Annotated in this window: 3 protein-coding genes; all 3 read right to left on the bottom strand. The window is 73.3% G+C overall.

Features of this window, described 5'->3' with window-relative positions:
• Positions 1-5,537 (bottom strand): type I polyketide synthase (locus tag LY13_RS24395; protein ID WP_253830910.1); only part of this gene is annotated, 5,537 nt, incomplete at its 3' end.
• A 33-nt stretch (positions 5,538-5,570) separates the two neighbouring features.
• Positions 5,571-20,009, bottom strand: a complete 14,439-nt coding sequence (locus tag LY13_RS24390; protein ID WP_253830909.1) for a type I polyketide synthase — start codon at positions 20,007-20,009, stop codon at positions 5,571-5,573.
• Between the two features lie 245 nt (positions 20,010-20,254).
• Positions 20,255-26,566 (bottom strand): type I polyketide synthase, encoded by a 6,312-nt coding sequence (locus LY13_RS24385; RefSeq protein ID WP_253830908.1) that lies wholly within the window; start codon positions 26,564-26,566, stop codon positions 20,255-20,257.
• Between the last annotated feature and the right edge of the window lie 38 nt (positions 26,567-26,604).

Raw genomic sequence — 26,604 nt, 5'->3', positions numbered from 1 at the left:
CCCTGTTCGAGGATGACGTGGGCGTTGGTACCACTGACCCCGAACGACGACACCGCCGCACGACCGGGACGGCCCACCTCCGGCCACTCCCGCGCCTCAGTCAGCAGCTCCACCGAACCCGACGACCAGTCCACATGAGACGTCGGACGATCGACGTGCAACGTCCTCGGCACCACACCACGACGCATCGCCTCGACGACCTTGATGATGCCGGCGACGCCCGCAGCAGCCTGCGTATGACCCAGATTCGACTTCACCGAACCCAACAACAACGGCCGCTCACGACCCTGCCCATACGTCGACAACAACGCCTGCGCCTCGATCGGATCACCCAGAGACGTCCCCGTCCCATGCGCCTCCACCACATCCACATCAGACCCGGACAACCCAGCATTCACCAACGCCTGCCGAATCACCCGCTCCTGCGACGGACCATTCGGCGCCGTCAACCCATTCGACGCACCATCCTGATTCACCGCCGAACCACGAACCACCCCCAACACCCGACGCCCCCGCCGCCGAGCATCCGACAACCGCTCCACCACCAACACACCAACACCCTCACCCCAACCAGTGCCATCAGCCGACTCCGCAAACGACTTACACCGACCATCCGCAGCCAACCCACGCTGCCGCGAGAACTCGACGAAGGCCGTCGGGGTGGACATGACCGTGACGCCGCCTGCGAGGGCCAGCGAGCACTCGCCGGACCGCAGCGCCTGTACGGCGAGGTGCAGGGACACGAGGGACGCCGAGCACGCCGTGTCGACGGTGACGGCAGGACCTTCCAGGCCGAACACGTAGGACAGCCGGCCGGACACGACGCTGGCGGAGTTACCGGTGGCCAGGTGTCCTTCGACGCCTTCGGTCGAGCCGCTGAACAGCTGGGCGTAGTCCTGGCCGTTGGTGCCGACGAACACGCCGGTCTCCGAGCCGCGCAGGCCCGTAGCCGGGATACCGGCGCGTTCGAACGCCTCCCACGACGTCTCCAACAACAACCGCTGCTGCGGATCCATCGCCAGCGCCTCACGCGGCGAGATCCCGAAGAAGTCGGCGTCGAACCCGGGCAGGTCGTGCAGGAACCCGCCGGTCTCGGTGTAGGAGGTGCCGGGGTTGTCCGGGTCCGGATCGTAGAGCGCGGCCAGGTCCCAGTTGCGGTCGTCGGGGAACGGGCCGAGGCCGTCCCGCTCGGCGAGGAGCATGTCCCACAGCTCGTCCGGCGAGTTCACACCTCCGGGGAAGCGGCAGGCCATGCCGACGATCGCCACGGGCTCGTCGGATCCCGTGGCGGCCACGACCGAGGGCACTCGCGTGCCGTCGGCGCCGTCGAGCAGTTCGTCGAGGTGACGGGCCAGGTCCGCCGCGCTCGGGTGGTCGAACACGGCCGTGGCGGGAAGCGACAGTCCTGTGGCCGCGTTGACGGCGGTGCGCAACTCGACCGCGGTCAGCGAGTCGAAGCCCAGATCGCGGAACGCCTGGTCGGCGGGTACCGCGCGGGCGGAGTCGAACCCGAGGACGGCGGCGGCCTGTTCCCGAACGAGGTCGAGCAGTTCCCGGCTCCGCCGGTCGGCGGGCAGGGACCGGAACCGGTCGGCCGGGTCGGCCTGCGGAGCGGTGACGGCGGGCCGTGCCGGGGCAAGGTCCTCGAGCAGCCGGCCCGGCAGCGAGAACACCGACCAGTCGATGTCGGCGACGGTGACCACGGGCAGTCCGGATCCGACGGCCAGGGCGAGCGCGGTCGTGGCGCGGTCGGCGGTGAGCCCGGTCAGGCCCGCGCGTGCGGTGCGCGCGGCGGCCTTGTCGCCGGTGGCCATGCCGTCGTCCGCCCACGGGCCCCAGGCGACGGCCGTACCGGGAAGCCCCGCGGCGTGGCGCGCGCGGACGAGCGCGTCCAGTTCGGCGTTGGCGGCGGCGTAGTTGGCCTGGCCCGGTGCGCCGAACGTGGCGGCGGCCGAGGAGAACACGACGAACGCGTCCAGGTCGAACCCGCGCGTGACCTCGTCGAGCACGCGCAGGGCGACCGGCTTGGCCGCGGCGACCGTGGCCAGCCGCTCGGGGGTGAGGCGGTCGAGCACCCCGTCGTCGAGCACCCCGGCCGCGTGGATGACGGCGTTCGGCTCGCACTCGGCGACGAGCGACGCCATGGCGTCCCGGTCGGAGGCGTCGACCGCGACCACGCGAGTGTCGCCCGGCAGACCCTCGGGCACCTCGCCGCCGCGGCGGCTGGTCAGCACGATGCGGTCGGCGGTGGCCGCGGCCCAGTGCGCGACACGGACGCCGAGCGCCCCGGTACCGCCGGTGATCAGCACGGTGCCGCGCGGCGTCCAGGACTCCGCCGTCTCGGCGCGGGTCAGGCGGCGCGCGTGGTTGCCGTCGGGGCCCACGACGACCTCGGTCTCGCCCCCGCCGAGCACCCGGGCCACGCGTTCGGCGTGCAGCTCGGCGGGTACGTCGGCCCGGAGGTCGACGAGGCCGCCCCAGCGTTCCGGGATCTCCAGCGCCGCGGTGCGGCCCAGGCCCCACACTGCGGCCTGTTCGGGATCGTGCAGCTCGGGCGGGACGGCACCTGTCGCCGTGTCCTGCGCTCCGGTCGTAACCGCCCACACCGGTACCGGATTGTCCACAAGGGACTGCAGCAGCGTGAGGAGGCCGCCGACCGTCGGACGCAGTGCCAGGACGCCCGCGGTGCCGGTGGTGATCGACGAGGGCAACTCGTCGTCGGACACGGCGCGCGCACCACGTTCCACCACGCCGTCGATCAGCGGAGTCGACGGGTCACCGACGACGAGCCAGCCGTCGAGCGACGCGGGCGGGTTCTCGGCGATCGGAGTCCAGTGGTCACGGTAGTGCCACGGGGTGCCGGTCGGCGCTTCGACGGCGGGCCAGTACCGGGTCCGCTGGAACGGGTAGGTCGGCAGGTCGACGATGCGGCCCCCGCGGTGCAGCGAGGTCCAGTCCACGTCGCCGCCGGTGGCGTGGACATGGGCGAGCGCCCGGAGAACCGTGTGCACCTCGTCGCGGTCCCGGTGCTGGGAGGGCGCGCAGCCCTCCAGCACCGGGGTGAGCGCCGCGTCCGGACCGATCTCCACCACGCGGGCCGCGTCGAGCCGGGCCGCACCTTCGGCGAACCGCACCGTGTCGCGCAGGTTGTGCAGCCAGTAGTCGGCGTCGTGGGGACCGCCGGGTCCCGCGACGGTGACGAAGTCGACAAGCGGGGCCGACCGCGGCAGCTCCGCGACGAATGCCGCCAGCGGCTGCACGGCCTCGTCCATGTGCGCCGAGTGGAACGCGTGGCTGACGGTGAGCCGCGTGGCCCGCACGCCGCGGGCGGTGCACTCCTCGACGAGGGCGAGCACGGCGTCCTCGTCACCCGAGACGACGGTCGAGTCGACGGCGTTGACCGCAGCGATCTCCACCCCGTTCGGCAGGGTGATCTCGTCCTCGGGCAGGCCGACGACGGCCATGGCGCCGCGGGCGGTGACCGAACCCATCAGCCGGGCGCGTTCGACGACGAGCGCGGCCGCGTCGGCCAGTGTGAGAACACCGGCGACGTGCGCGGCGGCGATCTCCCCGACCGAGTGGCCGATCACCACGTCGGGGCGCACACCCCACGACTCGAACAGCCGCACGAGTGCGATCTCGAACGCGAAGATCGCGGGCTGGGCGAACTCCGTCTCGTCCAGGCGGGACTGGTCCTCGGTCAGCACCTGCTGCACCGGTTCGGGCAGCAGCGCGACGATCTCGTCCCACGCCTCGGCGAACACCGGGAAGGCCGCGGCCAGATCCCTGCCCATGCCCACGCGCTGGGACCCCTGGCCGGTGAAGGCGAAGGCCGTTCGGCCGCGGGTGGCCGTCGTCGGGGTGACGGCGTCCAGTCCGGCCAACAGCTCGTCGCGGGTGGAACCGACGACGACGGCCCTGTGCTCGAACGCCGTCCTCGTCGTGGCCAGCGAGTGTCCGACGTCGACGGGGGTCCATTCCGGGTTCGCCGCCACCGCGCCGCGAAGCCGGTCGGCCTGCACGCGCAGGGCGTCCTCGTTGCGCGCGGCGAGCGGCCACACGGTCGGGCCGTCGTACGCCGCTGCGGGCGAGTCCTCCTCGTCGCCACCGTCGCCGCCGTCCGTCGCGGCGTCGGCTCCGTCCGCAGCGTCGTCGGCTTGATCGTCGGGCGCCTGCTCGACGACGACGTGCGCGTTGGTGCCACTGATCCCGAACGACGACACCGCCGCACGCCGCGGCCGGTCCACCTCGGGCCAGTCGCGGGTCTCGGTGAGCAGGGAGACCTCTCCCCCGTCCCAGTCCACCTGCGACGTCGGGGTTTCCAGGTGCAGCGATCGCGGCATCGCCGCGTTGCGCACCGCCATGATCGCCTTGATGACGCCGGACACCCCGGCGGCGGCCTGGGTGTGCCCGATGTTCGACTTGATGGAGCCGAGGTACACGGGCCGGTCACGGTCCTGGCCGTACGTCGCGATGACGGCGCCCGCCTCGATCGGGTCGCCCAGCGGCGTGCCCGTCCCGTGCGCCTCGATCATGTCCACATCGGACGGTTCCAGTCGGGCGTTGGCGAGCGCCTGCCGGATGACGCGCTGCTGCGAGGCCCCGTTCGGGGCGGTCAGGCCGCTGCTTGCACCGTCGGAGTTGACGGAACTGCCGCGCAGCACGGCCAGCACCCGGTGTCCGGCCCGCCGCGCGTCCGACAACTTCTCCAGCAACAGCACGCCGACGCCCTCGCCGAAACCGGTGCCGTCGGCGCCTTCGGCGAACGACTTGCACCGGCCGTCGCCGGACAGTCCTCCCGCACGGGAGAACTCGACGAAGCTGCCCGCGTTGGACATCACGGTGACGCCGCCCGCGAGCGCGAACCGGCACTCGTCCTGGCGCAGCGCCGACGCCGCGAGGTGCAGCGCCACCAGCGACGACGAGCACGCGGTGTCCACGGTCAGCGTCGGGCCCTGCAGACCCATCGTGTAGGCCACCCGGCCCGAGACGACCGACGCGGCGCTGCCGGTGCCGACGTACCCGGCGACGTCGTCGGCGGCGCTCTGCAACCGGACGGCGTAGTCGTGATACATCACGCCCGAGAACACACCGGTGCGGGTGCCGCGCAGCGATGCCGGGTCGATGCCCGCCCGCTCGACGGCGGTCCACGCGTGTTCGAGCAGCAGCCGCTGCTGTGGATCCATCGCCAGTGCCTCGCGCGGTGAGATCCCGAAGAATCCCGCGTCGAAGTCGCCCGCGCCGTCGAGGAAGCCGCCTTCCTGGACCGACAGCGAACCCGAACCCTCGGTGTCGCGCAGGGCGTCCTCGGCCCAGCCGCGATCGGTCGGGAAGCTCCCGATGCCGTCCCGGCCCTCGGTGACCAGTCGCCACAGATCCTCCGGGGACTGCACCCCACCCGGGTACTGGCAGCTCATGCCGACGACGGCGATGGGCTCGTGCCGCTTGTCCTCCGACTCCGCCAGCCGCCTGCGCGTTTCGCGCAGGTCCGCGGTCGCCCGCTTGAGGTAGTCGAGGACCTTGGCGTCATCGGCCACGCGGGGCCACCTCCCGGTCGTTCACGCCCGTCATCAGATTCCGATCTCGTTGTCCAGCACGTCGAAAAGGTCTTCGGCGGACGCGTCGCTCAGGTCGTCACCGGCCGCGGCGTCCGCGGGCGCCGGCGCCGCGGTGTCCTCGCCGAGCTCGGCCAACAGCGTCCGCAGTCTCGTCGCGACGCGCTGCCGGTCGACGTCGTCGTCGACGATGTCCGCCACGAGTGGTTCGAGCGCGTCGATGCCCGCGAGCGCCCGTTTCGCCGCGCCCGCCGCCGTACCGCCGAGCCGATCGCCCAGATGGGCGGCCAGTTCGGCCGGTGAGGCGTGATCGAACGCGAGGGTCGCCGGCAGTCGCAGTCCGGTGGCCGCGGCCAGCCGGTTGCGTAGTTCGACGGCGGTCAGCGAGTCGACACCGAGGTCGACGAACCCACGCTCGGGATCGACCGCCGCGGCCGATTCGTGCCCGAGGACGGCCGCGATGTGGCCGCACACGAACTCCAGCAGCTCCGCGGCGTCCAGCCCGGTCAGGTCGGTCGCGGCCGCGGTGGTCGCCGTGGCACGCGGGCGAATCCGCAGAAGTCCGCGCAAGAGCGGCGGGACCACGCCCGCGGTCGTCGCGGCGGTCCTGGCGGCGGCGAGGTCGAGGGCGAGCGGTGCGAGCAACGCCGTGTCGGTTCCGACCGCCGCGTCGAACAGCGCCAGTGCGTCCGTCGTACCGAGGGCTCCCCCGCCGCCCCGCCCGGCGCGGCGCAGCTGGGTGTCGTCGAGGTGGCCGGTGATTCCGCTGGCTTCGGCCCACAGGCCCCAGGCGAGCGACAACGCCGGTTTCCCCTCGGCGCGCCTGCGTGCGACGACCGCGTCCGCGGCGGCGTTCGCCGCGGCGTAGTTCGCCTGCCCCGCGTTGCCGAACAGGCCGGCAGCGGACGAGAAGACGACGAACGCGTCGAGGTCGCCCGCCAGTTCGTCGAGGTGGGCCGCCCCCGCGGCCTTGGCGCCCCACACGGTGTCGACCCGCTCCGGAGTGAGCGTGCTGAGCACGCCGTCGTCGAGGGTTCCCGCGGCGTGCACCACAGCCGTCACCGGGAACTCGGCCAACAACGCAGCCACCGCACCCCGATCAGCCACATCACACGCCACCACACGCGCCGACGCCCCCAACGCCGACAACTCCCCCACCAACGCCTCCACCCCCGGAGCATCACCACCCCGACGACCCGCCAACACCACCTCACCAACACCATGAGCAACCACCAGATGCCGCGCCACCACAGCACCCAAACGCCCCGTACCACCCGTCACCAACACCCGCGAACCACCACCGAACGGGCTCGATGCGGGCTCGTCGGTGACCGGCGCGGTGAGACGGGGGGCGAGCACACGACCGTCGCGCACGACGAGTTCCGGTTCGTCGGACTCGGCCGCCGCGGTCGCCAGATCGCCGTCGCCCGCGATCAGCAGGGTGAAGCGTCCGGGGTGTTCGGTGTCGGCGGCGCGGAGCAGACCACGCAGCGCCCCGGCGACGAGATCGTCCTCGGTGACGTGGACGACGAGGCGATGGTCGTCGGCGCAGGCCTCCTGGGCGGACGTGAGGACGCGGTCGACGGCGGCGCGGGCGGCCTGCTCGGTGTCACCGGGCTCGATACTCAGCACGACGGGAGCCGTCGTCCCGGCGCCTGTCCCGTCGTCTGGTGCGGCCAGGGCCGCGTCGGCGAGCTCCACGCCGTACAGCGCGGCCGCACCGGTCGGCGCGCTGCGGTCCGCGGCGGTGAGCGGCCGGAGTGCGAGCGCGTCGACGTGCAGCACGAGAGCCCCGGACTCGTCGACCGCCGTGACCGACACGGTGTTCTCGCCCGCCGGTGCGAGGCGGGCGATCACCCGGCCCGCGCCGGCCGCTCCGAGCACGGCGCCCCGCCAGGAGAACGGCAACCACGCCGACCCCGGATCACCGACGAACGTGCCGTAGCCGGTGGCGTGCAGCACGGCGTCGATCACTGCAGGATGGACGCCGTAGCCTGCGGGGACGTCCCCGGGCAGTGCGACGTCGACGTAGACGGCTCCGGCGTCGGCGGTGTCGGGGGTGGGGCCGGTGGCGGCGCGCCAGACCTTCCGCAGTCCACGGAACAACGGCCCGTAGGCGAGTCCGCCCTCGGCGAGCTTCTCGTAGGCGCGGGCGACGTCCACCGGCTCCGCGTCGGACGGCGGCCACGGCAGCCGGGGCCGCTCGGGCACGGGAAGGTCGGCCAGCGTTCCCGACGCGTTGCGCAGCCAGCCTCCACCGGACTGTCGCGTGTGGAGAGTGAATGTCGCACGCCCGTCGGCGACGGGGCCGACGACGAGCTGCACGTCCACGCCGCCGTCGGGGACGACCACGGGCGCGTGCAGGGACAGTTCGTCGACGCCGGCCAGTTCGGCCGTGTCCGCGGCGTGCAGCGCCAGTTCGAGCACGCCGGTGCCGGGGAACACGACCTGTCCCGCCACGACGTGGTCGGCGAGCCAGGGCTGTGTCTCGGTCGCGAGCCTGCCGGTGAGCAGGATCCCGCGTTCGTCGGGGACGGTGGTCACCGCGGCGAGGAGCGGATGTCCGGCCCGCTCGAGCCCGGCGTGGTCGAGCGAACCGGCCGCCACGACCCGCCGCGGCCAGAAACGGTCGTGCTGGAACGGGTACGTCGGCAGGTCGACCCGGCGCGCACCGGGGACGACCGCTTCCCAATCCGGTTCCGTTCCCGCGACGATCAGTGCGCCGAGCGACAACTGCAACCGCCGCAGCCCGCCGTCGTCGCGGGTGACCGACCCGACGGCCGTGCAGGTCTCCGGCAACGCCGTCGTCAACACCGGATGCGGCGAGCACTCGACGAACGTGCCGGCGCCGTCGGCGGTGAGCCGGTCGACCGTGTCCGCGAACCGGACGGCGCTGCGGAGGTTCTGGTACCAGAAGTCGGCGTCCATGCCCGTGCCGTCCTCGATCCGGCCACTGGAGGTGGAGTAGATCGGCACCTCCGCGGCGGACGGCTCGACGGCCAGCACGTCCATCAGCTCGTCCCGGACCCGCTCGACAACGGCGGAATGGGACGCGTAGTCGATCGGCACCCGCTTGGTCCACACGCCCTCGGCCGCACAGGTGGCGATCAGTTCGTCGAGTACGTCCAGTTCCCCGGACACGACCACGGATCGAGGGCCGTTCACGGCGCCGATCGACACCCGGTCGCCGTATTCGGCGATGCGCTCGCGGACGGCGTCCTCGGGCAGGGCGATCGAGAGCATGCCGCCCTGCCCTGCCAACGCATGCAGCACCCGCGCGCGCCGGACGACGATGCGTGCCCCGTCGTCGAGGGAGACCGCGCCCGCGACGACGGCGGCCGCGAGCTCTCCCTGTGAGTGGCCGACCACGGCGTCCGGCTCGATGCCCCACGCACGCCAGACGGCCGCTATGGACACCATGACCGCCCACAGCGCGGGCTGGACCACGTCGTCGCGTTCCAGCAGCTCGGCGTCGTCGAGCACGTCGTCGAGTCGCCACTCGGCGTACCGCTCGAGGGCCTGGGTGCACTCGGCGAACCGGGCGGCGAACACGTCGGACTCGGCCGCCAACCGCCGGGCCATACCCGGCCACTGCGGCCCCTGACCGGGGAAGACGAACACGGTTCGGCCCGGCTCCCCCGCGGTTCCGCGCACCAGGTGGGGGTGCGACTCCCCTGCGGCCAGTGCCCGCACCGCGTCCGGGGAGACGGCCACCGCGCGGTGCGTCAGCCGGGCACGCGCCGTGGCGAGGGAGTACGCGACGGCGCCGCTGAGGCCGGCCTGCCCCTCGGCCAGCCTCGCCGCCTGCTGCCGGAGCGCAGGCTCGGACGCGGCCGACAGCACGAACGGGACCTGCCCGGCCCCGGCCGCCGCGGCGTCCTGCTCCCCGACCGGTTCCGGTGGGTCGCCCTGTTCCAGCACCACGTGGGCGTTGGTGCCGCTGACCCCGAACGCGGAGACCGCCGCGCGCCGCTGCCGGCCGGTCTCGGGCCACGCGCGCGTGGTGGTGGCGAGTTCGACACCGCCCGCGGACCAGTCGACGTGCGGAGTCGGCTCGTCGACGTGCAACGTGGCGGGAACGGCACCCTCCCGCAGGGCGAGCACGGCCTTGATGACACCCGCCACGCCCGCGGCCGCCTGGGTGTGACCGAGGTTCGACTTCACCGATCCCAGCAGCAACGGCCGGTCACGGTCCCTGCCGTACGTCGCCAGCAGGGCCTCCGCCTCGATCGGGTCGCCCAACGACGTTCCGGTTCCGTGCGCCTCGACGACGTCCACATCGGACGGTCCCATGTCGGCGGCCGCGAGCGCCGCACGGATGACCCGTTGTTGCGACGGGCCGTTCGGCGCGGTCAACCCGTTCGACGCACCGTCCTGATTCACCGCCGAACCGCGCATCACCGCCAGCACGTGACGGCCGTGGCGCCGAGCGTCCGACAGCCGTTCCACCGCCAGCACACCGACGCCCTCGCCCCAGCCCGTGCCGTCCGCATCCGCCGAGAACGCCTTGCAGAGTCCGTCGCCCGCGAGGCCGCCCTGCTTCGAGAACTCCACGAACGCACCCGGTGTCGCCATCACGGTCGCGCCACCGGCCAGGGCGAGGTCGCACTCGCCGGAACGCAGTGCCTGCGCGGCGAGATGCAGCGCGACCAGGGACGCCGAGCACGCCGTGTCGACGGTGAGCGACGGGCCTTCCAACCCGAGGGTGTAGGACAGCCTTCCGGACACGACCGCCGCGGCGTTGCCGGTCACGAGGTGTCCCGCGACGTCCTCGGCGGAGCCGACGAACAGGTTCGCGTAGTCCTGGCCGTTGGTTCCCATGTACACGCCGGTGGTCGTGCCCTTGAGGGAGGTCGGGACGATGCCCGCACGTTCGACGGCTTCCCAGCTGGTCTCCAGCAGCAATCGCTGCTGCGGGTCCATCGCCAGCGCCTCGCGCGGCGAGATCCCGAAGAAGTCGGCGTCGAAGCCGGAGGCGTCGCGCAGGAACGCTCCCTGTCCGGTGGCGGACAGGGCGGAGTCACCGGACAGGGCGGCGAGATCCCAGTTGCGGTCGTCCGGGAACGGGCCGACCCCGTGGCCGCCGGTCGCGAGCAGGTCCCACAGGTCCTCCGGACTGCCTACGCCACCGGGGAAACGACAGGCCATACCGATGATCGCGACCGGTTCGTCGACAGGGTTCACCCGCGCGGGCCGTGCCGCGCGGGCGGGAGCCGGTGTCCCCGAGTCGTCCGCCGCACCCTCGAGTCGCTCGAGGATCGCATCGGCGAGTTCGGCCGGGGTCGGGTGATCGAACACGACGCCCGCGGGCAGGGTCAGACGGGTCGCCGCGGCGAGGGCGTTGCGCAGTTCGACCGCCGTCAGCGAGTCGACCCCCAGGTCGCGGAACGGCTTTTCCGAGGGGATCGCCGCAGGATCGCGGTGGCCGAGCACCGCGGCGGCGCGGGTACACACGAGCTCGAGGACGGTCTCCGGCGTGACGTCCGTGAGGTCGTGAAGGGCCCCACCGTCCGGTCCGCCCGCACCTGCGGCCCGTGCCGCCTCGGGCAGATGGTCGAGCAGTCTGCCGGCGCCGAGAGTGAAGACGGCCCAGTCGATGTCGGCGGCCGTGACGACGGGCAGTCCACTGGCCACCGCGGCGGACAGGGCCGCCGTGGCCACGACGGGTACCATGGGCACGAGGCCCCCGCGCGCGAGGCGGGCGGCAACGTGGTCACCTGCCGCCATTCCCGCACCCGACCAGGGACCCCACGCGATGGACGTCGCCGGGCGACCCTCGGCCCTGCGCCGTTCGGCGAGCGCGTCCAGCTCCGCGTTGGCGGCGGCGTAGGCGGCCTGCCCCGCGGCACCGAACGTCGCGGCCGACGAGGAGAACACGACGAACGCGTCGAGATCGCCCGTCAGCTCGTCGAGCACACGCACCGCGTCGCCCTTCGGCGCCGCCGTGGCGCGCAGTCCGTCGGCGGAGACCCCGTCGAGTACGCCGTCGTCGACGATCCCGGCGGTGTGCACGATCGCGTCCGGCGGGAACTCGGCCAGCAGTGGCGCCATCGCCGCGCGATCGGCGACGTCGGCGGCCCTGACGACGACCTCTGCCGACGGTGACAGTTCGGCCACCAGCTCGGCCATGCCGGGCGCGGCCGCGCCCCGACGTCCGACGAGGACGAGCCGGTCGGCGCCCGAACGCGCGGCCCAGCGCGCGACCTCGCCGCCGAGCGCCCCGGTGGCACCGGTGACGAGCACCGTCCCGCGGGGCGTCCAGCCGTCACCGGGGTCCGCGACACGACGGAGCCGTCGTGCGAACACACCGGTGGAGCGCACGGCGATCTCCGGTTCCCCCGCCGCGAGCACGGCGGCCACGACGTCCCAGTCAGGAGCGTCGGGCAGGTCCAGCAGTCCGGCCCAGCGGTCGGGTGCCTCCAGGGCGGCGACCCGGCCGAGTCCCCAGGCGGTGGCGGCGTGCGCGTCGGGCACGATGCCGCCCGCGGCGACGGCCTCTCGGGTCACGGCCCACACCGGCACGCCCCCGGCGGTGCGGTGCAGCACGTCCAGCAGCTCGGTGGCGTCGGCCACCGGCGCGATGACGCCGGCGGCAGGCTCGTTCCCCGCGCCGCGCGCGGAGAGTTCGGTGTGGACGGCCGACTGCCAGGGCTGCGGCTCGGCAGGCAACGTGACGGTCCAGCCGGTCAGATCGGTGGTGGCCGTCGCCGAGACCGGGGTCCAGGCCGCCTCGTACAGCAGGCCGGCCGCGGGAGCTGCGACGGCAGGAGCAGCAGCCGGTTCCGCGGGCCAGAAGCGCTCGCGCTGGAACGGGTAGGTCGGCAGGTCGACGAGACGGCCCCCGCCGAGCACCGCGCTCCAGTCGACGGCGACACCGTGCGTGGCGAGGTCGGCGACCGCGGTCAGGAATGTGGTCGCCTCGTCGCGGTCGCGACGCAGCGCCGCCACGCACACGGGTGTCTCACCGGCGACCGTGTCCCGGACGGAACCCAGCAGCGCGCCGTCCGGTCCGACCTCCACGAAGCGGTCGAGTCCCCGGCCGGCGAGCGTGGCGATCCCGTCGGCGAACCGGACGGATTCACGCACGTGGCGCACCCAGTACTCGGCCGTCGCGACCGCCCCGTCCGCAGGCGCTCCGTCCAGATCGGACACCAACGGCAGGCGTGGCTCGCGGTAGTCGATCGTCTCGGCGACGGCGCGGAACCGCTCGAGCATCGGCTCCATGCGTGCCGAGTGGAACGCGTGGCTGACACTCAGCCGTGTCGTGCGTGCTCCCTCGGCCGCGAGCCGGTCGGCGACGGCGAGCACGGCGTCCTCGTCGCCGGACAGTACGACCGCTTCGGGCCCGTTGACCGCCGCGATGTCCGCACCCGGGACGAGGGCGTCGCGGGCCCGCGCCTCCGAGGTCGCCACCGCGGCCATCGCACCTCCGGCGGGCAGCGCCGACATCAGCTCGGCACGGGCCGCGACCAGCGTGCAGGCGTCGTCGAGGTCGAACACCCCCGCGACGTGTGCAGCGGAGATCCCGCCGATCGAGTGGCCCAGCAACGCCGCGGGGCGGACGCCCCAGTGCTCCAGCTGCCGCGCGAGCGCCACTTCCAGCGCGAACAACGAGGGCTGGGCATGTCCGGTGTCGTCGAGCAGGCCGTCCGGATCGTCGCCCAGCGCGACCGTGCGGATGTCCACGTCGAAGCGGTCGGCGATCTCGTCGAAGGCCGCGGCGAACACGGGCAGCGCGGCGTACAGCTCACGTCCCGCACCGGCCCGCTGGCTTCCCTGACCGCTGAACAGGAACACGGGCCCGCTCGCACCGGTGGCCGCCCCGGCCGGGTGCCGTTCGGAGGGCGCGGACGCGGCCAGCGCATCGAGTGCGTCGAGGGCCTCGGCCCGGCCGGTGACGACAGGGGTGGCGCGGTGGTCCAGTGCCGCACGGCTGGTGGCCAGTGTCCAGGCGATGTCCCGGAGCGCTGTGTCGGAAGCGCCTGTGTCGGAGTCGGCCGTGTCGGGCAGGGCGCGCACGTACTCGCCCAGTTGGGCGGCGTGGGCCCGCAGGGCCGCCGGTGTGGCGGCGCTGATCGGCAACGGCACCGGCCGGAACGCCGGGGCCGTCCCCGTGGTGGCGGGGTCGGCGCCCGGGACGGCGGCGACGGCGACCTCGGACTCGGGCGCCTGCTCCAGCACGACGTGCGCGTTGGTGCCGCTGATGCCGAACGACGACACCGCAGCGCGACGTGCCCGGTCGGCAGGCCACGCACACGGTTCGGTGAGCAGGGCGAGGCTGCCGGTGGTCCAGTCGACGTGCGGTGTCGGCTCGTCGACGTGGAGGGTCGGTGGGAGGACGCCGTGGCGGAGCGCGAGCACGGACTTGATGACGCCCGCCACGCCCGCGGCCGCCTGGGTGTGACCGAGGTTCGACTTGATCGAACCGAGCCGCGCCGGTTCGGTCCTGTCCCGGCCGTAGGTGGCCAGCAGCGCCTGCGCCTCGATCGGATCTCCGAGTGGGGTCCCGGTGCCGTGCGCCTCGATGACGTCCACATCGGATGGTTCGAGTCGGGCGTCCGCGAGGGCCGCCCGGATGACCCGCTGCTGGGACGGTCCGTTGGGTGCGGTCATCCCGTTCGACGCGCCGTCGGAGTTGACCGCACTGCCGCGCAGCACCGCCACGACCGGGTGACCGTTGCGCCGCGCGTCGGAGAGTCGTTCGAGCACGAGCATGCCCGCGCCCTCGCCGAATCCGGTGCCGTCGGCCCCTGCGGAGAACGGTTTGGCCCTGCCGTCGGCGGCGAGACCGCCCTGCCGGGTGAAGTCGACGAACAGGCCGGGGGTGGACAACACGGTCGCGCCGCCCGCCATGGCCAGGTCGCACTCCCCGGCGCGCAGCGCCCTGGCGGCGAGATGCAGGGCGACCAGCGACGACGAACAGGCCGTGTCGACGGTGACCGCCGGGCCCTCGAACCCGAAGACGTAGTTGATTCTGCCGGAGGCCACGCTTCCCGCGCTCGCCCCGAGGTGCCCTTCGACGTCGGCGAGGGTGTCGGGACTGCCGAGCAGGCGCGCGGTGTAGTCCTCCCCCATCAGCCCCGCGAACACGCCGGTTCGACTGCCACGCAGGCCCGAGGGCTCGAACCCCGCCCGTTCGAGGGCCTCCCACGCGACCTCCAGCAGCAGGCGCTGTTGCGGGTCGGTGGCGAGCGCCTCGCGAGGCGAGATGCCGAAGAACGCCGCGTCGAAGTCAGCTGCGTCGTAGAGGAACCCGCCTTCGCGGGCGGCGCTGGTGCCGGGTCCCTCTCCCACGAACAGCCGCTCGGTGTCCCAGCCGCGGTCGGCGGGGAACGCGCCGATGGCGTCCCGGCCCTCGGAGACCAGCTGCCACAGCTGTTCGGGTGTGCGAACCCCGCCCGGGTACCGGCACGCCATCGACACGATCGCGATCGGCTCGCCGTCCCGCGGCTGTGCGGTGACGGTCCCGCCATGCGCCGTGCCGCCGTCGGTGAGCTCGGCCTGCAGATGCCGGGCGACGGCGACCGAGGTGGGGTGGTCGAACACGAGCGTGGCGGGCAGTCGCAGTCCGGTGGCGGCCGACAGCCGGTTGCGCAGTTCGACCGCGGTCAGCGAGTCGAACCCGAGGTCGGTGAATGCGCGTGCGGGTTCGACGGCCTCACCGCCACCGTGACCGAGCACCGCTCCGACGTGCGAACGGACGAGGTCGAGCAGACGTCCCTCCCGTTCCTCGTCCGGCATCGACGCCAGTTCGGCCGCCAGGCCCTCGTCGGGTTCGACTGTCGCCGCCCGCGGCAGGGGAGCACGGACGAGACCGCGCAGCAGCGGCGGAACCCCGTCTTCGGCGGCGCGTGCGCGCACGCCTGCGAGGTCGAGACGGATCGGCAGCAGCAGCGGCTCGGACGAGCCGACCGCGTCGTCGAACAGCGCCAATCCGTCCTCGGTGGACAGTCGGGTCATGCCGCCACGGCGGAGCCGGTCGTGCTGCCGGTCGTCGAGGTGCCCGGTCATGCCGCTGGACTCGGCCCAGAGTCCCCAGGCCAGGGACACACCCGGCTTGCCCTCGGCCCTGCGTCGGGCGACGAGCGCGTCCAGGCCGGCGTTGGCCGCCGCGTACGCACCCTGGCCGGCACCGCCGAACACTCCTGCCGCCGACGAGAAGACGACGAAGGCCTCGACGTCGCCCGCGAGCTCGTCGAGGTGGTGGGCGGCGGTGAGTTTCGGTGCCAGCACCGTGTCGAGCCGGTCGGGGGTGAGCGCCGTCGTGGTGGCGTCGTCGAGCACACCGGCCGCGTGGACGACGGCCGTGACCGGGTGTTCGGCCAGCAGGGCGGCGACGGCGTCGCGGTCCGTCACATCGCACCGGACGATTCGCACGTCGGCGTCGAGCGCCGGCAGGTCGGCCGTCCCGCTCCGGCTCGCGAGAACGACGTGGCCGACGCCGTGCCGTTCGACGAGGTGGCGCGCCAGCGCCGTGCCGAGGGTGCCGGTGCCTCCGGTGATCAGAACACGGCTGTCCGGGCCGAACGGGGTCTCCCGCGCCGGCTCCGCCCGCGCGATCCGCGGCACGACGACGCCGTCGCGGGTCACGCGCACGTGCGGCTCGTCGCCGGGTAGTCCCGCGATCTCGCTGCCGACGGGAACACCGTCGGCGCGTTCGACGAGGACGACCCTGCCGGGATGCTCGGCCTGCGCGGAGCGGACGAGACCACCCGCGGCGGCCGCCTCGGGCTCGTCCCCGACAAGCAGGGCCACCGGTTCGCCGTCTGCGGCGAGGATGCGATGCAGGACGTCGAGCGCTTCGGCCGGCGAGCGCACGGGCTCGACGGGCAGCGTCAACGCGCCGCCCGCGGGAAGCCACTCGAGGCGGAACAGCGTGTCCGCGGAGCCACCTGCCGGTTCCGGGAGTGCGGGGATCGGCCGCAGCGCCAGTGCCGCGATCTCGGCCACGGGCGCGCCCGTGCCGTCGGCGGCCAACACGGTGACACCGTCCCGGCCCGCGGGGGCGAGACGCACCCGGAGCGAGGCCGGCCCCGCGGCGAACAGCCGGACGTCGGTGCAGGAGAACGGCATCCACCCCGCATCGGCGTCGGCGACGAACGAGCCGAACGCCGTGGCGTGCAGTGCGGCGTCGAGCAACGCGGGGTGGATAGCGAAGCCGTCTGCCCCGTCACCCGCCGTGACCTCGGCGAAAACCTCGTCGCCGCGCCGCCACGCGGCCCGCAGGCCTTGAAACGCCGGACCGTAGGTGATGCCCGCTGCGGCGAAGGCGTCGTAGGTGCCCGCGATGTCGACCGATTCGGCTCCCGCCGGCGGCCACTCCGCCAGCGACGCGGGCACGACCGCGGCGGTCTCGCCGACGACGGTTCCCTCGGCGTGCCGCGTCCACGGGTCGTCGGCGCCGCGCCGGGAGTGGATGTGCACCGGTCGGGAACCGCCGGTGTCCGGTCCGACGGCGACCTGCACGTCCACACCGCCGTCTGGCAGTACGAGCGGCTCGGCGAAGGTCAGATCGGCGACCGCGCCGCAGCCGGACCGCCGTGCGGCGTGGAGTGCGAGTTCGAGAAGTGCGGTTCCGGGGACGACGATGCGGCCGGACACGACGTGGTCGGCGAGCCACGGATGCGTGTCCGGGGAGAGTCGCCCGGTGAGGACGGCGCCGTCGTCGTGGGCGACGGAGAGAGCAGCACCGAGCAGTGGGTGGTCGGCTGCGCCGAGGCCGGCGGCGGTGACGTCGCCTGCACGATGTCCGGTCGGCAACCAGAAGTGCTGTTCCTGGAACGGGTAGGTGGGCAGGTCGACGAGGCGACCGGGGGCGACGGCGTCCCAGTCGGGGGTGACACCGGTGACGGCGGCCTCGCCCAACGACAGCAGCATCCGCTGCAGTCCGCCCTCGTCGCGTTTGAGCGAGCCCACGGCGACCACGTCGTCGGGCAGGGCCATCGTCAGCACCGGATGCGGCGAACACTCCACGAACGTGCCGAACCCATCAGCCCTCAGCTGTTCCACCGCGTCGGCGAATTCGACCGGGTTGCGCAGATTGTCGAACCAGTACTCCGCGCCCATCGCCGAGCCGTCCTCGACCCGCCCCGTCACCGTCGAATACACCGGAACCTCACCGGCCCGCGGTGTCACCGGCGCCAACACATCCAGGAGTTCCTCGCGCAGATCGTCCACCTGCGACGAATGCGACGCATAATCCACCGGAACCCGCTTCGCCCGAACGTCGTCCGCCTCACAGGAGGCAATCAGCTCATCGATTGCTTCCGGCTCACCCGAGACAACCACCGCCGACGGGCCATTCACCACCGCCACCGACAACCGAGCACCGAACGGAGCGACCCGCTCCCGCACCTCGCCCACACCGAGCGCGACCGACACCATGCCACCCTGGCCCGCCAACCGGCGCAGCGCACGCGACCGCAACGCCACCACACGGGCACCGTCCCCAAGAGACACAACGCCCGCCACCACCGCAGCAGCAATCTCACCCTGCGAATGCCCCACCACCGCGGCAGGCTCCACGCCCCACGACCGCCACACCTCCGCCAACGAGACCATCACGGCCCACAGCGCCGGCTGCACCACGTCGACCCGCTCGAGCAACTCTGCGTCGGCCAGCGCGTCCGACAGCGACCAGTCCACAAACCCGTCGAGCGCCGCCTCACACTCGGCAAGACGCTCCGCAAAAACCGGAGACTCGTCCCGCAGCCGCAGCGCCATCCCGACCCACTGCGAACCCTGACCCGGAAACACCAACACCAGCCGACCCGGATCGCCCGTGGAGCCGCGTACGAGCGCGGGATGTGCCTCGTCGGCGGCCAGTGCGCGCAGGGCGGCCAGCAGCGTGTCCCGGTCACCGACCAGCGCGGCCCGCTGGTCGAGCGCTGCGCGGCCCGCCAGGGTGCGGGCCACGTCGGCGATACTCACCTCGGTCGAGGCGACGTCGGTATCGCCCCCGTTTCCCGTCCCCGTGGTGTCGCGTCCCTGAAGGTGATCGAGCAGGCGCACCGCCTGTGCGACGAGCGCCGCCTCGGTACGGCCGGAGAGGACCCAGGGCGCGACAGCGCACTCGACCGGATCGGAAGGCTCGGTCGCGGGTGCCTGTTCGAGCACCACGTGAGCGTTGGTGCCGCTCACGCCGAACGACGACACCGCCGCCCGGCGCAGCCGTTCCACAGCGGGCCAGGTGCGGGTCTCGGTGAGCGGTGCGACGGCGCCCGAGGACCAGTCGACGTGGGCGGACGGGGTATCGATGTGCAGGGTCTTCGGCAGGACCCCGCGCCGGAGCGCACCGATGGTCTTGATCACGCCCGCCACTCCCGCGGCGGCCTGGGTGTGCCCGATGTTGGACTTCACCGACCCGACGTACAGCGGTTCCTCGCGCCCCTGACCGTAGGTGGCGAGCAGTGCCTGCGCCTCGATCGGGTCACCCAGCGTGGTGCCGGTACCGTGTGCCTCGACGAAGTCCACATCGGACACATCGAGTCGAGCGTCCTCCAACGCCTGCAGCACGACGCGCTGCTGCGACGGGCCGTTGGGCGCGGTGAGGCCGTTCGAGGCACCGTCCGAGTTCACCGCCGACCCCCGCAGGACCGCGAGCACGGGATGGCCGTGGCGCTGCGCGTCGGACAGTCGTTCCAATAGCAGGACGCCCGCCCCCTCGCCCCATCCGGTGCCGTCGGCAGCGTCGGCGAACGCCTTGCAGCGCCCGTCGGCGGCGAGTCCACCCTGACGGGAGAACTCGACGAAGCCGTTGGGCGTGGCCATCACCGTGGCCCCACCCGCCAGAGCGAGCGAGCACTCCCCCGCCCGCAGTGCACGTGCCGCGAGGTGCAGGGTGACCAGCGTCGAGGAGCAGGCCGTGTCGACCGTGACCGCGGGCCCCTCGACACCGAAGGAGTAGGCGATGCGTCCCGACAGCACACTGGCGGCGTTACCGGTGGCGAGGTAACCGTCCGCGTCCGCACCCGAATCGAACAGCAGGGTGGCGTAGTCCTGGCCGTTGGTCCCGGCGAAGACGCCGACGCGCTCGCCGCGCAGGCCACGGGGGTCGAGGCCTCCGCGCTCGAACGCCTCCCAGCAGATCTGCAGCATCAACCGCTGCTGGGGATCCATCGCTACGGCCTCGCGCGGCGAGATGCCGAACAGGTCGGCGTCGAAGGCGCCTGCCTCGTCCAGGAACCCGCCCTCCCGGGCCAGCGACTCGGTGCCCAACCTGTCGAGATCCCAGCCGCGGTCCGTCGGGAACGGCCGGAGCGCATCGGTGCCGTCCTCGACCAGATTCCACAGGTCCTCGGGGGAGGCGACCCCGCCGGGGAAGCGGCACGCGGCGGCGACGACGGCGATCGGCTCGGACTGCGCCTCGCGCTGCTCCTTGAGCTGCCTGCGGGCGCGCTGCAGGTCGGCCGTGACCAACTTCAGGTAGTCACGGAGCTTGTTCTCGCTCGACAAATCTGGCGACACCTCCGCGAAAAGGCCGGGTCAACCCACCAAAGGCCCGACAGGAGTGCACCGATGAATCCCAGCCGTGGCCAACACTATGGAGGCCCGAAACGGCCGACAACCCCTAAGGAATCGGACACCGGTGACCCCCGGAGGGGCACACCCCTACCCCCTTTTCCGGTCCCACCCCTAGACCGTCGCGGGTGGCGGTCGTACCGGACCGGCGTCCCCTCCCGGCCGCCGGCCCGGCCGGTCTAGTCCTGTCCGAGGCTGCGCTCGATCAGGCCGAACAGTTCGTCGTCGGACTCCAGCGACAACACCTCGTCGTCGGTTCCCGTGTCCCCGCCGCCGTCGGTCCAGGCGTCGAGCAGACTCCGCAGCCGGACGGCCACCCTGGCACGGTCGAGCTCGCCGGTGGCGGCCTCGGCGAGCTGCTGCTCCAGCCGGTCGATGTCCTCCAGCAGCGAGGGCAGTCCCGTCGACGTCAACCTGCCGACGGCGAACGTGGCGAGGTCGTGCGGTGTCGGATAGTCGAACACCGCGGTGGCGGGCAGGGCTACTCCGGCGGCCCCGAGGACGTTGCGGAACTCCACCGCCGTGAGGGAGTCGAAGCCGAGCTCACGGAACGACTTGCCTGCGGGCACCGCGTCTGCCGACGGATGTCCGAGCACGCCAGCGGCCGCTTCCCTGACCGCATCCAGCATCACGCGCTCGCGGTCCGCCGCGCCGGCGATGCGGGCAGCGAGGTCGGGGCCCGCCGCGGGAGTCACGGCGCGGGCCTCGGGAAGCGTGTCGAGCAACCGTCCACGCCGGACGGTCGTGAACGCGGCGGAGAACCGTGCCCAGTCCACGTCCGCGACGGTGACCACGGGTTCCGCCGCGCCCGCACACCGCGACAGCGCCGCGAGCGCACGCTCCGGGGCGAGCGGCGCCAGGCCGCCACGGCCGAACCGGCCGTCCAGGCCGGAGGCCATCCCCTCGTCGGCCCACGGGCCCCATGCCACGGACGTGGCCGGCAGTCCCGCTGCGGCGCGCGCCCTGGCGAGGGCGTCGAGTTCGGCGTTCGCGGCGGCGTAATTGGCCTGCCCCGCGGCGCCGAAGGTGGCCGATGCCGACGAGAACAGCACGAATGCGTCCAGGTTCCGGTCGCGCGTCAGCTCGTCGAGGACGCGGGCCGCCTCGGCCTTCGGCCGTGCCACCGCAGCCAGACTCTCCGCCGTCAGCCCTTCGAGGACCCCGTCGTCGAGTACCCCTGCGGCGTGGACGACGGCGTCGACCGGGTGGCGGCCGAGCACCGAGGCCATGGCGTCACGGTCGGCGACGTCGGCGGCGACCACGTGCGTCTCCACGGGCAGTTCGGCCTTCAGGTCGGCCGCTCCGGGGGCGTCGGGACCACCGCGGCTGACCAGTACCAGCCGCTGCGCGCCCTGGTCCGCGGCCCACCGGGCGACCCTCCTGCCCAGCGCGCCGGTGCCTCCGGTGATCAGCACCGTGCCGGCCGGCGTCCAGGCCCCGGTCGGTTCGGTGCGGACGACCCGCCTCGACAGGACCGTCCCCCCGCGCAGGGCCACCTCGTCGTCGGGCCCGGCGAACACCCCGGGAAGCACGTCCCAGTCCGGGTCGGCAGGCAGGTCGACGAGACCGCCCCAGGTGTCCGGCAGCTCGAGCGCCGCGACGCGGCCCAGGCCCCATGCGGCCGCGTGCTCGGGAATCGGTGCGGGGTCGGCGGGGCCGGCCGTCACGGCCTGCGTCGTCACGCCCCAGACACGGGTGCCCTGCGGCGCGGCGTGCAGCGCGGCGAGCAGGTCGGCCGGGTCGTCGGCGCACACCACCAGGGCCGGGACGGTCGCCTCGGCCGCGTCCACCAGGACGTCCGCTCCCCTGGCTGCCAGGGCGTCGGTGACGGGCCCGTCACTGAGAACGGCGATGCCGGAGGCGTCGGCGCAGGCCGTCGAGCCGACCGGCTGCCACGCGTCGGTGTAGTACATCGCGTCGTCCGGAGCACTCGCCGTGTCGGGCCAGTAGCGCCGTCGTTGGAACGGGTAGGTGGGCACGGCCGCGGGACGGACGCCGTCGAAGAACCCGGCCCAGTCGACGTCCCCTCCGTGGGCGTGGACGTCCCCGAGCGCGGAGACGATCGCGTGCGCCTCGCCGGTACCCGCACGCTGAGCGGCGACGAACACGGCCTCGGCAGGGCCTTCGCCGCCCGCGGGGCCTCCGGGTTCCCCCGCCCCGTCGACGTCGGTCCTGGCGGACTCGGCCATAGGGGTCAGTGCGGCATCGGGGCCGACTTCGAGGAACAGCCGGGCGTCCACGGCGCGTACGGCGTCGCCGAACCGGACCGGTTCGCGGACCTGCCGCACCCAGTGTTCCGGGTCGGTCCACACGTCGCCGACCGGCTCACCCGTCACCGCCGAGACGGCGGCGACGCCGGGTGCGGCGAACGTCAGCTCGGAGACGACCTCACGGAACCGTTCCAGCATCGGATCCATCAGCGAGGAGTGGAACGCGTGGCTGACGGTCAACCGCTTGGTCCGCACCCCGTCGGCGGCGCAGCGCTCCGCCAGTGCCAGCACCGGTTCGGTCGGTCCGGACACCACGACCGAACGAGGCCCGTTCACCGCGGCGAGGTCGACCCCGTCGGGCAGGTCCAGCTCGTCCTCGCCGACCGCGATCGCGGCCATGGCACCGCCTTCCGGCAGGGCACCCATCAGCGCGCCGCGGGACACGACCATCCGGCAGGCGTCGGCGAGGTCCAGGACCCCGGCCACGTGTGCGGCGGCGATCTCGCCGACCGAATGGCCCACGACGACATCCGGTCGCACACCCCACGTCTCGAGCAGCCGAACCAGTGCCACCTCGACCGCGAACAGGCCGGGCTGGGTGAACTCCGTGCGGTCGATCCGTGAGTCGCCTTCCGTCAGCACGCGCCGCACGGAGTCGGGGAAGTGCGCCAGCACCGCGTGCCACGCGTCGGCGAAGGCGGGGAACGCGGCCGCGAGTTCGAGGCCCATCCCGGCACGCTGCGCCCCCTGTCCCGAGAACAGGAACGCCGTGCCGCCCGAACCGGCCACCACACTGGTGACCCGCTCCAGGCCGGTGCGGAGTTCGTCCGCGCTCGACCCGACGACCACGGCCCGGTGGTCGAGGTTGGCCCGGGCCAGTGCGAGCGCGGCGCCGGCGGCGGCGAGGCCGGCCGAGGAGTCCTCGGCTGCCAGTTCCGCGGCGAACGTGCGGAGCCGCTCGGCCTGTGCACGCAGCGCGCCCGCGCTCGCGCCCGAGAGCACCCACGGCACCGGGACGTCGAGGGCGGTGCTCACCGGGTTCCCGGCCCGCGGTGCCTGCTCGACGACGACGTGTGCGTTGGTGCCGCTGAACCCGAACGACGACACCCCGGCTCGCCGCGGCCGCTCGCCGTCCTCGGGCGGCGTGTCCCAGGCGACGGTGTCGGTCGCCAGCCGTACCGGCCCGTCGTCCCAGGCCACGTGCGGGGAGGCCTCGTCGGCGTGGAGGGTCTTGGGCAGTGTTTCGTGGCGCAGCGCCAGCACCATCTTGATCACGCCGGCCACCCCCGCGGCGGCCTGGGTGTGACCGAGGTTCGATTTCACCGACCCCAACCACAGCGGCCGGTCACGATCCTGACCGTAGGTGGCCAGTAGCGCCTCCGCCTCGATCGGATCGCCCAGCGACGTCCCCGTACCGTGCGCTTCGACGGCGTCCACATCGGACGGGTGCAGCCCCGCATCGGCCAGCGCCCGCCGGATGACGCGCTGTTGCGACGGTCCGTTCGGTGCCGTCAACCCGTTCGACGCGCCGTCCTGATTCACCGCCGAACCACGGACCACCGCCAGCACACGGCGGCCGTGGCGCTGCGCGTCGGACAACCGCTCGACGGCGAGCACACCGACGCCCTCGCCCCACCCGGTGCCGTCCGCATCCGCCGAGAACGCCTTGCACCGGCCGTCCCCGGCCAATCCGCCCTGTCGCGAGAACTCCACGAACGCACCCGGCGTCGCCATCACGGTGACGCCGCCCGCCAAGGCCAGGTCACACTCGCCCGAGCGCAGCGCCCGCACCGCCCAGTGCAACGCGACCAGGGACGAGGAGCACGCGGTGTCGACCGTGACGGCCGGGCCCTCCAACCCGAAGGTGTAGGACAACCTGCCGGACACGACGCTGGCCGCGTTGCCGGTCGCGATGTGTCCACCGACGTCGTGCGGGGCGTCCAGCAACAACGAGGCGTAGTCCTGTCCGTTGGTGCCGACGAACACGCCGGTGGCGCTTCCCTGCATCGACAGCGGGTCGAGGCCCGCGCGTTCGAACGCCTCCCACGAGGCCTCGAGCAGCAAGCGCTGCTGCGGATCCATCGCCAGCGCCTCCCGGGGCGAGATCCCGAACAGTTCCGCATCGAACTCGGGTACGTCGTGCAGGAAACCGCCCTCGCGGGTGTGCGACAGCCCGTTCTCCCCGTGCAGCATCGCGGCGTCCCACCCCCGGTCGGCCGGGAACGGACCGATGGCGTCCCCGCCCGCACGCAACAGTTCCCACAGCTGCTCGGGAGTGTCCGCCCCACCGGGAAACCGGCACGCCATGCCGACGATAGCGATCGGCTCGTCCGTGGCCGTCGTGGTCGCCGTGGCCTGGTCCGTTTCGCCGTGGCCCAGCATCCTGCCGAGCTCGGCGGCCAGCCTGGTCGGCGTCGGTTGGTCGAACACGATGCCCGCGGGAAGGGTGAGTCCGGTGGCCGCGGCGAGCAGATTGCGGATCTCCACCGAGGTCAGCGAATCGCATCCGAGGTCGCGGAACGCCTTGTCCTTCGGCACCGCGTCGGCGCCGGGGTGGCCGAGGACGGCCGCGGCCGTGTCGCGGACCAGGCGCAGCAGCTCCCCGCCGCCGAGGTCCGCGGGCCGGGACGGTTCGGCGGCGCGCAGCGCCTCCCTGGCCTCGGGAACGCCGTCGAGCGCGGGCTTCGGCCGCAGCGCCGCCATGGCGGGGGCGAAGCCCGACCAGTCGACGTCGGCGACGGTGACGACCGGGTTGCCCGCCGTCACGGCCGTGGCCAGGGCGTCGAGTGCGCGGCCCGCGCGGAGCCCGCGCATCCCGGCACGGTCGCCGAGGTCGGCGGCCATACCGCCGTCGGCCCACGGTCCCCAGGCGACGGACGTGGCGGGCTTGCCTTCGGCGTGCCGTGCCCTGGCCAGTGCGTCGAGCCGGGCGTTGGCGGCAGCGTAGTTGGTCTGCCCGGCGGAGCCGAACGTCGCCGACGCCGAGGAGAACAGGACGAACGCGTCGAGGTCGCCGGTCAGCTCGTCGAGCAGTCGGGCGGCGTCGATCTTCGGGACGTCGACGGCATGCATCCGTTCGCGGGTGAGACCGTCGATCACACCGTCGTCGAGGATGCCTGCCGCGTGGACGACGGCGTCGGGCGGGAACTCCGCGACGAGAGCGGCGAGCCGGTCCCGGTCGGTGACGTCCACGGCGCGCACGATCGCGCCCGTCTCCTCGGCGAGTTCCGCCGCGCCGGGCGTATCCAGGCCCCGGCGTGCGGCGAGGACGATGCGTTCCACGTTCCGCTCGTGCAGCCAGCGGGCGACGTGCGCACCGAGCGCGCCGGTGCCGCCGGTGACGAGCACGGTTCCCCGGGGTTGCCACGAACCGGCCGCCGGTGCCATCCGGACGATGCGCCTGCCGTAGAGGGCGCCGTCGCGGACGGCGACCTCGTCCTCCGGTCCCCCGAGTGCGCGGACGACGAGTTCCCAGTCGGAGCCGTCGTGGTGGACGAGACCGCCCCAGGTGTCGGGCTGTTCGAGAACTGCCGTGCGTGCGAGCCCCGCGGTACCCGCGTCATGCGCGACCGCCCACAGGCGTCCCGGAATCGCGGCGTCACCCATGGCCTGCAGCAGGACGAGAACGTCGGCGGCACCGTGCAGTACGGACAGCACGTGGTCGGCACCGATGCCGGTGTCCGCCGTGTGGCGGGCTCCGGCGAGGAGGTCGGCGAGCCCGCCGCGGTCGATGTCACGTGGCACGGCGAGGCTTGGCACGCCGTCCAGTGGCGCCGGCGTGCCGGCCTCGTGCACGACGAGCAGACGTTCGCGCTCGACGGTCCGGGAAGGCGCTGTCAGCGGTGCCCAGTCCTCGACGTAATGCAGCGAGCGTGTTCCGCCGTGGCGATGCTCGGGCCAGAACCGCCGCTCCTGGAAGGCGTAGGTCGGCAGGTCCACCGTGACCGGTCCGCTGTCGCGGAAGAACTCCGTCCAGTTCACGGCCACCCCGCGTGCGTGCAGCGTGCCGAGCGCATGGACGAGCGCGGCCTCCTCGTCGTCGCCGGTCGCCGTGGGAATTCCTCCGTCGAGGAACGGCGTCAGAGCCGCATCGGGCCCGACCTCCACGATGTGCCCCGCGTCGAGCCGTGCGACACCCTCGGCGAACCGCACCGTGCGACGCACGTTGTCGACCCAATAGTCCACAGCGGAAGGATCGTCGTTGCCGCCGGCCACGGGGACGACCTCGACCCGCGGCTCCCGCAACTCCACCCGCTCGACCACCGACCGGAACTCAGCCAACACCGGATCCATATGCGCCGAATGGAACGCATGACTCG

Origin of the sequence: Prauserella aidingensis, assembly GCF_024171865.1 — a bacterium.
Lineage (GTDB): Bacteria > Actinomycetota > Actinomycetes > Mycobacteriales > Pseudonocardiaceae > Prauserella > Prauserella aidingensis.
Note: the sequence above shows the minus strand (reverse complement) of the source record. Positions and strands in the feature narration are given on the sequence as shown.